Here is a 13,742-nt window from a genome sequence, read left to right as displayed (position 1 = left end):
GAGGAGGACCTATTGCGATGAAATTTACGCACCTGGCCGTCGGCGCGCTGTCTGCCTCGATGATGCTGCTTGCCGGTTGTACCGCAACGAATTCCGCGAATAGCAACGGAAGCGGCGTGGCCGATCAGCCTGTCGCACAACTGACCCAACACCAACACCAAGTCGCAAACGGTGATATCCAAGAGGAGACCAAGTCTCTAACCGACCTACCGACTTTTCTAACCAACGCCGATCCCAAGATCGTGACCGCCTACAAAACGGCCGCCGCGAACAAAGACCTCGTAAAGCAAATGCCGTGCTACTGCGGCTGTGGTCAAAGCGCCGGACACATGAGCAACTTGTCCTGCTTCATCCATGAAGTCAAGCCCGACGGCACCGTCGTCTGGGACGATCACGGCACCCGTTGCGACACCTGTATGAACATCACGCTCGAGTCGGCGCAGATGAAGCAGTCCGGCAAGACCGTACTCGACATTCGCCAGTACATCGACAACAAATACAAAGAAGGCTACGCACAACCCACGCCGACCCCCATGCCACAAGCCTAACATAGGAAAAAAGGACCCCTTCCCACGCGGAAGGGGTCCTTTTTTTGTTCAAAAAATTATCAAACTATATCAAAAACACTATTGAAATACGATATCTATCCATAATATAATAAATTTACAGAACATAGGGAGGTTTTACAATGAAAAAGAAACTGATCGCAATCGTCGCCGCAGCGATGACCCTGACCACGCAAGTGGCAATGGCAGACACCGGAATCGCAACGATCTCGGCAGGTTCCGAAGTCAACACCGTTACCACCGCATCCGTATCTCTCGCAGTGCCGCTCTACAGCCAATCCGGCCAAACTTGGAGCAGCCAAACGATGCAATCTTGCGCGGAAACCATCTCTGCAGCAGGTTGCACGTTGACTTCTGCTACCATGGTCTTCAAATATTACGGCGTTTCCATTGACCCGGGTCAAATGAACTCCAAGATGGGCGCTTCCGCTTGCCCGTTCGTCTACGGCGATGCCATCACGAAGGCAGGCGCCGGGATCGTCAACCACGTGACCACGTCCTCCCCGACCGCATGGAGCACCGTCTACAGCGCAGCGAAATCCGCTCTGGACGCAGGCCACCCGTACATCGTCGGCATGAACAAACCGGCCGGCGGCACGCACTTCGTCGTCATCTCCGGCTACGCAACCACCGGCGCATCTGCGTCCGACTTCACGATCAAAGACCCGGCAGGCGGCGTAACCCGCACCCTGAGCTACTACACCGGTCTGTCCTACACCCCGTACCGCGGTGTTGTATACTCCAAGTAATTTGAAGATGAGAAAAAGACAGCACATTCCTTCGGGTTTGTGCTGTCTTTTTTGCTTTTCTTTCTTACGGCTTCGCTGTATAGTTAGTAAGAATGATTTTTGTGAGAAAGGGGTTTCTCCTACCCATGAACATAAAGCAAGCGGATCGTTTGCAGTCTCTTCCGACGCAATTTTTTTCCACGATGGTGGCGAAAGTCAACGCTTCCATCGCAGCAGGGAATGACGTAATCAACCTCGGCCAAGGCAATCCGGACCTGCCGACGCCGCCGCACATCGTCGAATCGCTTCGCACCGAAGTGCTCGACCCGATTACGCACAAATACCCGCCGTTCTCCGGCATGATCGAACTCAAGATCGCCATCGCCCAATGGTACAAGTCTGAATTCAACGTCGACCTCGATCCGGCAACGGAAGTCGCGATCCTGTTCGGCGGCAAGACCGGCCTCGTCGAACTCCCGGTCTGCCTCTGCAACCCGGGCGACGCCGTGCTCGTCCCGGACCCGGGCTACCCGGACTACTGGTCGGGTGTGGCGTTGGCTCAAGCAGAGATGGTGATGATGCCGCTGCTCCGTGAGAATGCCTTCCTCCCGGACTACTCGCAGATTCCCAAGGACAAGCTCGACAAAGCGAAGATCATGTTCCTGAACTACCCGAACAACCCGACTTCGGCAACGGCTCCGCTTTCCTTCTATGAAGATACGATCGAATTCGCCCGCAAGCACAACATCGTCGTCGCATCCGACTTCGCTTACGGTGCCATCGGCTTTGACGGGGAGAAACCGGTCTCGTTCCTCCAAGCAGAGGGGGCGAAGGAAGTCGGCGTGGAATTTTACACGCTCTCCAAAACCTACAACATGGCAGGCTGGCGCGTAGGCTTTGCTCTGGGGAACAAAGACGTCATCTCGGCGATCAACTTGATCCAAGACCATTACTACGTTTCGCTTCCGGCTTTCATCCAGCGTGCGGCGGTCGCGGCGCTGACCGCTCCGCAAGACTGCGTACACGAGTTGGCGGCCACCTACCAGCGTCGTCGTGACGTATTCGTCGGCGGCTTGCGCGAGGCCGGGTGGGACGTGCTGATGCCCAAGGGTTCGTTCTTCACCTGGGTACCGGTGCCCAAGGGCTTCACGTCCTTGGAATTCTCCGACCTGTTGCTTCAGAAAGCGCATGTCATGGTTGCACCGGGGAACGGATTTGGCGACAGCGGCGAAGGCTACGTGCGAGTGGGTCTCTTGACTTCCGAGCAACGCTTGCAAGAAGCGGTCGACCGCATGGTAAAAATGTCCCTGTAACATATACAAAAAAAGAATTGACAGCAGGGGGTACACCCTGTAATATATCATCTAGTTGCAAGACAATTGCATACACAATACGCACGAACTTCTTATCCAGAGCAGGCTGAGGGACTGGCCCGATGACGCCCGGCAACCGGTATGTTTTTTCATACACGGTGCTACCTCCTACAGGAATACACCAAGTTTCATGGTTCCTGAAAGATAAGAGGCACGAACGCTTATGATATAAGCAACGCCTCTTTCTTGTTTCATGAGAAAGGGGCTTTTTTATGGATTCTTGGTTTGGATTCGAGAGGAGACCTTTTGGATGACAACTGCAGAATTTGTTCACGTAACCTATCTGGCGCACGGCAAACCCGGCACCGACTGGCTGAAAAAAGCCAACGGGATCGCAGTCGGGCTCACCGTCGGCTCTTGGACCGATTTGCCGGCCGCACGCAAAGACGCGATGCAAAAACACCTCGGACACGTCGCCGATGTGAAGCAGATCGGCACCGACCCGCACGGTTTGGAGCAAGCAATGCTTACGATCGCGTACCCGACCATCAACTTCACGCCGGACATCCCGGCTCTGCTGACCTCCGTGTTTGGCAAACTCTCGATGGACGGCATGATTCGCCTCGTGGACATCGAGCTCCCGCCGACGTTCGCAAGCCGGTTCCCCGGTCCGAAGTTTGGCATCGACGGTCTGCGCGAACAACTGAACGCCTACGACCGACCGCTGCTCATGAGCATTTTCAAGTCGGTCATCGGCTACGACACGGAGACGTTGGCGGAGCATTTTTACCAACAAGCACTTGGCGGTGTGGACTTGGTCAAGGATGACGAGATCTTCTTCGACGAGACCTACGCACCGTTTGAAAAACGGATCGCGGCGTGTCGCGCGGCTGCCGAACGCGCGCAGGCAGAGACGGGCAAATTCACCCTCTATGCGGCGAACTTGACGGGTCCGGTCACAGAGATTTTTGAAAAAGCACGCCGTGCCGTGGACGCAGGAGCTTCGGCGTTGTTGCTCAATGTCCTGACGTACGGCTACGACGTGTTGCAACGACTGGCAGAGGACCCGCGTGTCAACGTTCCGATCATGGCGCACCCGGCACTCGCGGGCGCGTTGTATCCGTCGCATCAGTACGGTATCTCGGCACATGTCGTGCTCGGTCAACTGATGCGCATCGCAGGGGCGGACATCGGTCTGTACCCGTCCGCTTATGGCTCCGTGGCGCTGGAGCGAGGCGAGACGTTGAAAATTGCACAAGCTCTCACCGAACCGAACCACGTTCTCAAGCGTGCGATTCCGGTTCCGAGTGCGGGCATCCATCCGGGGCTGGTTCCGTATCTGTATCGTGATTTGGGCAACGACCAAATCATCAATGCAGGCGGCGGGGTTCACGGTCATCCGGGCGGTTCGGCGGCAGGCGGTCGTGCGTTTAACGCAGCAATTGCAGCCGTTGTGAACGGCAAGACACTCTCCGAAGCGGCGGAAACTTCTCAAGAGATTCGGACGGCCCTCGATCTGTGGGGCAACCCGTCCGAAACAGGAACGGAAAAATAATCGGTAAGTAGAAAGAAGGAGGACTCATGAGCAAACGCATCGCCATCTTCTGTGACTTTGACGGCACGATCACCGAGCGCGACATGATCATTACGATCATGGAGCGGTTCGGTGCGCCGGGTTGGGAGACGACCAAGGATCAGATTTTACACCAAGAGATTCCGATTCAGACCGGCGTGGGCCGTCTGTTCCACGGAATTTCCTCCACCCTCCGCGATGACGTCGCTGCCTATGCACAGGAAGTGGCGGTGATTCGCGCGGGGTTCCCGGAGTTTTTGGAGTTTTGCAAGGCGCAAGGGATCGACTTCTGGGTGACGAGCGGCGGCATCGACTTTTTTGTCAAACCGTTGTTGGAGCCGTTTGCCATCGAGAACCCGATCTACTGCAACGGCAGTGACTTCTCAGGCGAAACGATTGAAGTGACGTGGCCGCATGCGTGTGATGAGCAGTGCGAGAACGGCTGCGGCATGTGCAAGCCGTCGGTGTTGCGACAGTTTCCGGATGAAGATGTGTTCAAGATCGTCATCGGCGACTCCATTACCGACTTGCAGGCGGCGAAGCTTGCCGATTTTGTCATCGCGCGTTCAAAATTGCTGCAGGACTGCGAAGCGCTCGGGCTTGCGCATGCACCGTTTTCGACGTTCTATGACGTGATGGAAGTAATTCAACAACTCGTGAAGGGGGAGGTTTTCCAGTGACCTACGCATTTAACCAAGAAGACCGCATCCGCGTAGCCCAAGAGCTCGTGGACGTGGCGAAAAACTTTGCGAACAAAGGCTGGTTCCCGGCAACGGCCGGCAACTTGTCGATCAAATTGAGCGGGGAGCCGTTGGTGTTTGGCGTAACGGCAAGCGGCAAGGACAAGGAAAACCTCACCATTCACGACATTTTGGCGGTGGATGGTGATTCCAAAGCCATCGAACCGACGAACTTGAAGCCGTCGGCGGAGACGTTGATTCACGCCGAAGTCTACAAGCGCGTGCCGGAAGCAGGAGCTTGTCTGCACGTCCACACGCTGTACAACAACTTGATTTCGGATCTGCTGTTCGAGCAAGGCAAGCTGCGCATTCAAGGGTTGGAACTGATCAAAGCGCTGAACATTTGGGAAGAGAACGCGGCGATTGAGATCCCGATCGTGGAGAACTTTGCCGACATCCCGAAGTTGGCGGCGGAGATCGGGGAAGTGCTCGACCCGCGAGTCCCGGCTGTGTTGATTCGCAACCACGGGATTTACGCATGGGGCGCGGACGTGTTTGCCGCGAAACGCCATGTGCAGGCGTTTGAGTGGATGTTCCATTACATGTTCTTGAAGCTGTCCGTGCAGCGCGATGCGTTGGCCGGGCTGGCTCTCTAAGAGAGACGAGAGATTAGAGGAGGGTATTCAACTATGGCAGTGATCCGTTTTGTTGAATCGCAAGAGTTGATCGAAGGCACCGAGAACGTTGCGAAGTACCTGGAATCCCAAGGCATCATCTACGAAAACTGGGACATCACCCGTCTGCAAGGCGAACTGAAAGACTCCTACGAAGTCACTCCGGAACTGCAACAAGCGATCATCGACGTGTTTGGCGCCGAGATTAAAGCCCTGTCTGAAAAGCGCGGCTACCAATCGCAAGACATCGTCGTGCTCTCCAAGCAAACGCCGGGTCTTGAAGACCTGCTCGTGAAGTTTGTTGACGAGCACCACCACACGGAGGACGAAGTTCGCTTCATCGTCGACGGCGAAGGCATTTTCACGATCAAAGGCCCGAACGACGACACCTACTACGACGTCATCCTCTACCCGGGCGACCTGATCTCCGTCCCGGCGTACACCCGCCACTGGTTCACGCTGACCGACCTGCGCAAAGTCAAAGCGATCCGCATCTTCGAAAGCAAAGACGGCTGGGTCGCGGTGTATGACGAGAGCCTGATCCCGACCGACAAAGCGAAAGTGCTGTAAAAATAGCATATTCTTATCCAAAAAAGACCCCTTCCCGCCGAGCGAAGGGGTCTTTTTTTCGTATTTGTAAAATGCATTTATTACCAGCCTACATAAAATATATAATTATTATTTGACTATATAGAATTCACTTCGTATAATAAAAGAAAAAAACGAGGTGCCAGGAATGGAACGAGTATCTACTGACAAACTCCAACATCATGATACTCACAACAAGAATCTTTTCAGAAGGAATGACATCGAACAGCAAGGTGCGAACATCCCCGAGTGGGGGAGAGACGTGTACGATGCTTTGAAACACGATCTGCTCTCCGAAGAATCTCCGTTCCCTTGTGTGTTTGGAGTAGAGGGGTTCAAAAAGGACCTGCTTTGCTACTCTTTCTTTGAAGACGCTTACAACGAACATGACCTGCTGAACTTGCGCGACGCACTCGTCGAGTACACCCGGATGTTCCGTGAATTAGGCCGGAACACCTCGTTTGTTGCATTTTTCAAACCGTCTGAGGAAGAGCTTGCGATGGAGGAGTATCAGAGTCTGTTCTGGAGCGTGCTTCGCTTCTTGAACGCTCATGATCCGCAAGCTTGGCCCGCCGACATTCCGCAAGATACGGAAGACCCGCTCTGGGAATTCTGCTTCAACGGGGAGCCGATTTTCGTCGTCTGCAACACGCCGGCGCACGAAAAGCGCAAGAGCCGCAGCGCCAAGACGTTCCTCATGACGTTCCAACCCCGCTGGGTGTTCGAAGAACTGCACGGGGAAAAAGGCGAGAAGGGCCGCGCGCTGGTGCGTCAACGTCTCGCCAAGTACGACGAAGTGGAAGTTCACCCGGCGATGGGCGTGTATGGCAGCGAAGCCAACCGCGAATGGAAGCAATACTTCATCACCGACGAGAACACCTCGCCTTCCAAATGTCCTTTCCACGCCCTCTTTGGCGACAAAAAATAAAAGGAGTGTAAGATCATGACCACTCGCTTTGCCACACCGGAAATCGTGCGCGGCTCTCGCGTCACCATGGAAGAAGCCGTCATGGAATTGTTGCCGATCACCGGTTCTGTAGAAGTTCAACGGGATACGCCGAACCGCGAACATCCCACGCATACGCATCCGGTCGATGAAACGCTGTTGATTATCGACGGCACGATCACGTTCACCATCGGGGAACAGTCTTGGACTTGTGATTCGGGAGATCGTCTGTTGCTTCCGGCAGGTACCTTGCATTCCTCCATCGCGGGAGATGAAGGCTGTCTCTACATCATTAAATTGATGGAGATGAAGTCTGCATGAGCAAGAACTCCACAGAACTGGCAAAAACTCTGACAGTTGGACAAGCTATCGGTCTTGCCATCACCATCGTGGTGGGAAGCGGTCTGCTGGTTCTCCCTGGCTTGGCCTATCAGCAAGCGAACGGAGCGGCGCTCTATTCGTGGATCGTCGACGCGCTGATCGTCATCCCGCTCCTCGTCATCTTCGCCTACTTGGGGGCAAACTTCCCGAGTGCGGGGGGGATTGCGGGCTTCGTGCAAGCCGGTTTTTCCAGACGGGCCGGTGCGGCGACCGAAGTGTTGTTGCTCGGCACGTTCTCGCTCGGGATTCCGGCGATTGCCACGACGGGGGGCAATTACTTTGCGGCGGCGGTGAACGGCGGGGAAGGCACGGGAATCGCCGCGACCTTCGGCCTGTTGATCATGGCGGCGCTGGTCAATTACTTCGGTGCCAAAGTATCGGGGCGCATCCAGCAGATTTTGGCTGTGACCCTCGTGGTTTTGCTCGCTGTCGTCGCGGGTGCTGCGTTGATTTTTGGCGATACGAACGCAGGCAGCGGAGTTGCGCCGATTTCGGAATGGACGAAGGGACTCTCGGTGATGGGCATGGTGTTTTTTGCCTACACGGGGTGGGAGATGCTGTCGTTCACAGCGGAAGAGTACCGCAATCCCAAGCGTGACTTCCCGATTGCAGTCACCGTCAGTTTCTTGAGCGTCATCGTGCTCTATCTGGGGATTGCGCTCGCTGTGCAATTGACGCTCTCTCCGACAGATGCGCGTGTCGCAACGGCACCGGTCTCCGCCCTGCTGTTCTCCTTCTTGGGCAAGGCAAGCTCGCAACTCGTCGGGGTGCTTGGCGTGGTGATCATCGCGGCGAACTTGGTCGGGGCGATGTGGGCCGCGTCGCGGTTGGTGTTTGCTTCGGCACGTGAAGGCTTGCTGCCTCGCGCGCTGAGCACTGTTGATTCCAAGTCGCAAAGTCCGCGTGTTGCACTGATCACAGTGTTCCTCGTGTTCTCCGGCGTGGTGGCTCTGTCTGCGGCGAAGATCATTTCTCTGCAGTCGCTGTTGCAAGTGGCGGGTCAGAACTTTTTCCTGCTGTACGGCCTGAGCGTGCTCGCGTATCTGAAGTTGGTCAAGCGGACTTCCTTCAAGATTTTCGGCGTCCTCACGCTGTTGATCGTCATCCTCGTCATGGGGACGTTCACATGGTGGATTCTGTACCCGCTCGGCTTGTTGGCCATCGGGTTCACAGTGTCCGGTTTGCGAAAAGGGCAAGGCGTGCAAACGCACCAGAATGCCTGATCGAGGAAGACAACGAACACCCTTCGACGCTCGCGTCGAGGGGTGTTTTTTTACAAAACCTCCGTCTAAGGGCGGAAGTCAGACGCAGCCAGGGATTGGTACAGTAGGAGAGACGAAAGCGAATGGAGGGGGATCTGCCGCATGACACAAAAAGGAAATCGATTCGGTCTGATCATGGTTGGACTGATGCTTGGCATCTTGATGGCGGCGATGGACAACACGATCGTCGCAACGGCGATGGGCACGATCGTCTCCGATCTCGGGGGGCTCGACAAAATCGTCTGGGTCACATCCGCCTACATGGTCGCCGAGATGGCGGGCATGCCGATTTTTGGGAAGCTGTCCGATATGTACGGACGCAAGCGATTTTTCATGTTTGGACTTATTGTGTTCCTTCTGGGGTCCATCTTGTGCGGGACGGCGACTTCCTTGGTGCAGCTCAGCATCTACCGCGCGATTCAAGGGATTGGCGGCGGTGCGTTGATGCCGATTGCGTTCACGATCATTTTTGACGTGATTCCGATGGAGAGCCGGGGCAAAATCGGCGGTCTGTTCGGCGCGGTGTTCGGCATGTCCAGCATCTTCGGCCCGTTGCTTGGCGCGTGGATCACGGAGTCGTTCGGTTGGCATTGGTGTTTCTACATCAACCTGCCGCTCGGGTTGATCGCCGTGATTCTGATCGGGGTGTTCTATAAGGAATCGATTGAACACGCTCGGCAAAAAATCGACTGGGCCGGCGCGATTACGCTCGTCGGATCGGTCGTCTGCTTGATGTTCGCGCTGGAACTTGGCGGCAACAAGTACGAGTGGAACTCGGCTCCGATCTGGAGTTTGTTTGCCGGATTTGCGGTGCTGTTGGTGGCGTTTCTGATCGCAGAACGTCGGGCGGAGGAACCGATCTTGCCGTTCGCTTTGTTCCGACGCCGGTTGTTTGCCGCGAGTACGGCAGTGGGCTTTTTCTATGGAATTTCGATGATCGTGGCGACGGTGTACATCCCGATCTTCATCCAAGGTGTGCAAGGCGGGACGGCGACCAACTCCGGTCTGATCTTGCTGCCGTTGATGCTCGGTTCTGTATTTGCCGCGCAAATCGGCGGGATGTCCGCGCAGAAAGTCAAGTATCGCAACATTATGATCGTATCGGCCGTCATCTTGCTGGTCGGGACGTATCTGCTCGGAACGCTCACCGCTGACACATCGAAGTTGATGGTGACCCTGTATATGATCGTCATCGGAGTGGGGATTGGCTTCTCCTTCTCCGTGGTCGGCATGGCTTCGATTCAAGGCATGGAAGACTGGGAGCGCGGCACCGCCTCGTCCACTTCTTCGTTCGTGCGTTCGTTTGGCATGACGATTGGGGTGACGATCTACGGCATCTTGCAACGCAACGTGTTCACCAAAGATCTGCAAGATGCGTTCGCAGGAACGGGCGGCAGTGGAGAGCCCAGTTCGTTTGCCAACATGGACCCGCGAGCTCTGCTCTCTCCGGATGGCCGTGCGCAAATCCCGGCCCCGATCTTGTCCAAGATCACCGACGCCCTCTCTTCTTCGATCGCGCACACGTTCGTTTGGGCGCTGATCCCGGCGGTGCTGGCGTTCGTCTTCGTACTGATGATGGGCAACGATCGCATGATCGTCCCGGAGAAGGTCAAGGTTGCCAAAAAAGCCCTCTAACGAATAAATGAAACACGAAGAAACCCTTCCGGAGTGGTGTCGGAAGGGTTTTTTCATGTACCCCTTTTTCAAAATAGGGGAGTATAATAATATAGAAGGAAAATACTTGTATTTGCGTATAAACACTACGAATTGTCACAACGTTTGAATATGGAGAGCCGTCCGGCAAGGAGGCAGCGATGATTTTTTTCACGAAATTGTTTGTACGGATCATGCGAATGAGCAACGGGCTCATTTTTGGCATGGCGGCTTTTTTGATCGTGGTCTCTTCGTGGATGGCGTATTGGTTGGAGCCGGAGACGTTCGAGCGGCCTTTTAACGGGTTTTGGTGGGTGATGACCACCTTGACGACGGTGGGGTATGGTGATTTTTATCCGAATACGGTGGCGGGCAAGTGTTTGGGTATTTTTTTGTACGTCTTCGGGATTGGTCTGATCTCGGTCACCATCAGCAAAGTGGTCGATGCACTGTTCGTCTACCAGCGCAAGAAGGAGGAAGGGAAATTGAAGTTCGCCGGACAAAATCACTTCGTCATCGTGGATTGGAGCAAACATTCGGAACTCGCCATTCACGAAATCCTCAAAACGGATCCCAAGGCAGAAATCGTGCTTATTGATACCTTGGAGAAAACACCGATCCAACATCCTCGCGTGCATTATATCCAAGGCAACCCCGTCAAATCAGAAGTCCTCGAATTCGCCAACTTGGGGGCGGCACGAGCGGTGTTTATTTTCGCAAACGACGTCACCGAGAACCAGGTCGTGATTCGGGACGCTTCCTTCATCGACGGCAAGACGCTGCTGATCGCCACGGCTATCGAACGGAAGTACAACCATGTACATACAATCGTCGAGATCAAGGATGAGGAGAACCTGCCGAACTTCCAGCATGTGAAAGTCGATGAGTTCATTCTGGGTCATGATACGATTGCGCAGTTGGCAGTTCGCTCTGCGTTTTTCCCGGGGACTTCAAACTTGCTATCCCAACTCTTGAAACGCGGGCAAGGAGACGAACTCCACGAACTTCGGAAGAAACCGCACTGGAACACCTACCGAGATGCGTGTACGGAGTTGCTGCAAGAAGGAGCGACACTGATTTCAGACAGTACGCAGCAGAGTATCAATCGGAGGCTGGATGAAGTGATTCCGGACGGTGTTTCGTTGTTTGTGATCTGTGATCAGGAGACGTATCGGCGGTTGGTGAAGTGATGTAGGTAAAAACCCCTTCCAATTGGTTTGGAAGGGGTTTTTGGATTAAGGAAGTCTTGCTCCAACAGGATCATTTATGACGGAGACCAGTACGAAATGGTCCGGTCGATCCTGTTTGATACTGGCACCAAGGAGTTCAGTATGCAAGACCTGCTTTCCGGTAGGGTCACGGAAGAAAAATAACGTCTCACAATGGTAGGACAAGTTGCCATCTGATTCGTACTCATACGTCACTGTGGTATGACTTCCGGTGCCGATCCACTGATTTTTTCGGATGATTTCTAGAAAGTGATCTAAGTAGATACGTGCAGGAGACCCATTTTCATTGGAACCATACCTTTGAAGTGGAGCAAAGGGTTCCGAGTCTTGGTACGATAGGGAGCCTAGTTTCTCGAAACAGTTTTGGACGAACGCTGCCCCGTTTTGTTGCAGGAGGACCTCTTGTTGTATCTTCACTTCATGTTGGTGAAATACGAGATATCCGAGTACGAGGGTTGCGGACATCGTCAAGCCAAGAGCCCAGGTGAGGACTTTTTTCTTCAAAAGAGAACCTTGGCCTCCTGCGGGAGACCGAGCCTTTTTTTATATGACCTGTGCGAGGATTCAGTTCGTCTGGGTAGCCACGTTGTCTTGCGTGATACCAGCAAGTACATATTCGCCGTTTGGACCCTTTTTGACGTTGATCAGTAGTAGGTTAGCATACGTTGAGATAACCCCCGTTTGGTCGCTACGCATCGTCAAGGCTACATTACAATGATACTCCGAGTGCCCGTTCGCTCTCGTTCCAAACGAGACAATGGACATATCGTCTTGACCAACCCATTGATGTTGCTTGACTTGAGTTAGGAGTGGCGACAGTTCCTCTTTTACAAGAGGTAGGTCTTCGGGCAGTGTGAACTTCGACAGCAGATCGAGAGAGTCTGTGTCCTGATATGAAACATGCGCCAAAGCGGATAGGAAGGCTTTAATTACTTCCGTTTCTCGTTGTTGTTCAAGTTGGGTTTTCTGAACGCTTTTTGCATGATGTTGGTAGGTGAAGACTCCGGCTATAGCCGTGAAGACGAGCAAGAAAGTGAGTGACCAAGCAACGAACTTCTTGCGACTAGGCATTAGAGATAGTTGTCCCAGAACACGGTAAAGTTTGTACCTGCAGAATCAAGCGCACCTGGGTGTGCGAGTTGTTTGTTTGTGCCCGTGTTGAACATGCGGAAGGCAGCTGCACTCCATGCGCCGGCCGATTTTGAAACACTGTTTGTACCTGCAAAAGAACTGTTGTAGTTGTTATAGCTGAAGTTAGCTAGAGCGGTGGCCGTTTTATTCGAGGTTGTTCTCTCCATGATCCATTCGGCCGTATTGCCGTCATAGTTCTGTGCGGCATTGCCCATGACAAAGGAGGTATATTGCCCAGTTGATTGATTTTGCACATAGAACTCTGCACCGTTGGAGACATAGTTGATGTGCGTATAGATCAGTTGACCAGGCGAGACTGGTAGCCCTGTGATTTTTTGTACACTGGGGTAGCTCGGAAGCATCTCCCAGAACGCGTAGTTCGTACTGGTGGTCGAGCTTAACCAGTGCGTCGTGGCTTCTGAAATCGTACCTGCTTGGATCAAAAGTCGGCTTTGCTGACCGCCGAGTCCCACCCAGCAGGCTGCATCCGAATCTTGAGTCGAACTGGTGACAGTCGGGACAGTCCAACCTCCTGCCACTTTAGAATACCAACCATCGTATCCTGCGCTTGCGATATAACCGGACCAAATATTGGAGTCATAATAGGCTGCAGTTTTCTTGAGCGGTTCTACACTCAGATTAGGGAAGACAAACTCTTTGGCTTGTTTCATGTGGTCTTCCCAAACTTTGAGTTCGGTTGAGTCCTTCGGCTTTGGAGGGAATCCGTACTGTCGTAGTTCTTGCTCGGTTGCCGTAAGAGGATCGAAGCCCTTGGGCGGCAGATTGACGGTCATGTCAGAGTTGATTTTCTTCGCTGCTTCTACCAGAACGGGATCATTTGCTTGGGAAGCTTTTGCCGCCCCCATCGTGGAGGCGTAAGAAGTGGTGGTTAATGCGCTGATGGAGGTCAAGAGTGTTACAGTGACTACAAGGGTTTTATTCATATTAATCACCTTCTGAATTATGATATGTAAAAATGTAACAAAATTCATCATATTCCCATTTGATGACCGCGTCA

15 protein-coding genes and 1 riboswitch are annotated in these 13,742 nt (G+C 53.7%); of the genes, 12 read left to right on the top strand and 3 right to left on the bottom strand.

The features are described from left to right. The first annotated feature begins 17 nt into the window (after positions 1-17). The 12 genes from JJB07_RS07850 to JJB07_RS07795 all read left to right on the top strand — a co-directional run bounded on the left by JJB07_RS07850 (position 18) and on the right by JJB07_RS07795 (position 11,554). A complete protein-coding gene (locus JJB07_RS07850) occupies positions 18-548 on the top strand; it encodes a PCYCGC motif-containing (lipo)protein (RefSeq protein ID WP_201633276.1) in 531 nt (176 codons plus the stop codon). 140 nt (positions 549-688) lie between these two features. Then, positions 689-1,315, top strand: a complete 627-nt coding sequence (locus tag JJB07_RS07845; protein WP_201633273.1) for a C39 family peptidase — start codon at positions 689-691, stop codon at positions 1,313-1,315. Positions 1,316-1,440: 125 nt separating this feature from the next. Then, a complete protein-coding gene (locus JJB07_RS07840) occupies positions 1,441-2,607 on the top strand; it encodes a pyridoxal phosphate-dependent aminotransferase (RefSeq protein WP_201633270.1) in 1,167 nt (388 codons plus the stop codon). An 89-nt stretch (positions 2,608-2,696) separates the two neighbouring features. Further along, positions 2,697-2,818: riboswitch (SAM riboswitch) on the top strand. Positions 2,819-2,917: 99 nt separating this feature from the next. Further along, positions 2,918-4,162: a 2,3-diketo-5-methylthiopentyl-1-phosphate enolase gene (locus JJB07_RS07835; RefSeq protein ID WP_201633268.1), complete on the top strand. Its 1,245-nt coding sequence runs from the start codon at positions 2,918-2,920 to the stop codon at positions 4,160-4,162. A 26-nt stretch (positions 4,163-4,188) separates the two neighbouring features. Further along, positions 4,189-4,860: a 2-hydroxy-3-keto-5-methylthiopentenyl-1-phosphate phosphatase gene (locus JJB07_RS07830; protein WP_201633265.1), complete on the top strand. Its 672-nt coding sequence runs from the start codon at positions 4,189-4,191 to the stop codon at positions 4,858-4,860. Further along, positions 4,857-5,516, top strand: coding sequence for a methylthioribulose 1-phosphate dehydratase (locus JJB07_RS07825; protein WP_201633261.1), 660 nt, complete (start codon positions 4,857-4,859; stop codon positions 5,514-5,516). The genes JJB07_RS07830 and JJB07_RS07825 overlap by 4 nt, the downstream gene beginning before the upstream one ends. A gap of 33 nt (positions 5,517-5,549) precedes the next feature. Further along, the gene (locus JJB07_RS07820) at positions 5,550-6,104 is read left to right on the top strand and encodes a cupin domain-containing protein (RefSeq protein ID WP_201633258.1); all 555 of its coding nucleotides are present in this window, start codon (positions 5,550-5,552) and stop codon (positions 6,102-6,104) included. Between the two features lie 166 nt (positions 6,105-6,270). Then, entirely contained in the window at positions 6,271-7,050 is a 780-nt protein-coding gene (locus JJB07_RS07815) for a YqcI/YcgG family protein (protein WP_201633255.1), read from the top strand. 15 nt (positions 7,051-7,065) lie between these two features. Beyond that, positions 7,066-7,389 (top strand): cupin domain-containing protein, encoded by a 324-nt coding sequence (locus tag JJB07_RS07810; protein WP_201633252.1) that lies wholly within the window; start codon positions 7,066-7,068, stop codon positions 7,387-7,389. Beyond that, the gene (locus tag JJB07_RS07805) at positions 7,386-8,672 is read left to right on the top strand and encodes an APC family permease (protein WP_201633249.1); all 1,287 of its coding nucleotides are present in this window, start codon (positions 7,386-7,388) and stop codon (positions 8,670-8,672) included. The genes JJB07_RS07810 and JJB07_RS07805 overlap by 4 nt, the downstream gene beginning before the upstream one ends. A gap of 141 nt (positions 8,673-8,813) precedes the next feature. After that, positions 8,814-10,346: an MDR family MFS transporter gene (locus JJB07_RS07800; RefSeq protein WP_201633247.1), complete on the top strand. Its 1,533-nt coding sequence runs from the start codon at positions 8,814-8,816 to the stop codon at positions 10,344-10,346. A 179-nt stretch (positions 10,347-10,525) separates the two neighbouring features. Continuing rightward, on the top strand, positions 10,526-11,554 hold the full coding sequence (locus JJB07_RS07795) for an ion channel (protein ID WP_201633244.1): 1,029 nt from the start codon (positions 10,526-10,528) through the stop codon (positions 11,552-11,554). Positions 11,555-11,599: 45 nt separating this feature from the next. Here the strand turns inward: JJB07_RS07795 and JJB07_RS07790 are convergent, their stop codons facing one another. The 3 genes from JJB07_RS07790 to JJB07_RS07780 are packed head-to-tail and all read right to left on the bottom strand — an operon-like array spanning position 11,600 to position 13,668. Further along, positions 11,600-12,097, bottom strand: coding sequence for a hypothetical protein (locus tag JJB07_RS07790; protein WP_201633242.1), 498 nt, complete (start codon positions 12,095-12,097; stop codon positions 11,600-11,602). A 60-nt stretch (positions 12,098-12,157) separates the two neighbouring features. Next, positions 12,158-12,664, bottom strand: coding sequence for a hypothetical protein (locus tag JJB07_RS07785; RefSeq protein ID WP_201633239.1), 507 nt, complete (start codon positions 12,662-12,664; stop codon positions 12,158-12,160). Next, a complete protein-coding gene (locus JJB07_RS07780; protein WP_201633237.1) occupies positions 12,664-13,668 on the bottom strand; it encodes a G1 family glutamic endopeptidase in 1,005 nt (334 codons plus the stop codon). The genes JJB07_RS07785 and JJB07_RS07780 overlap by 1 nt, the downstream gene beginning before the upstream one ends. Between the last annotated feature and the right edge of the window lie 74 nt (positions 13,669-13,742).

This window comes from Tumebacillus amylolyticus (assembly GCF_016722965.1).
Lineage (GTDB): Bacteria > Bacillota > Bacilli > Tumebacillales > Tumebacillaceae > Tumebacillus > Tumebacillus amylolyticus.
Note: the sequence above shows the minus strand (reverse complement) of the source record. Positions and strands in the feature narration are given on the sequence as shown.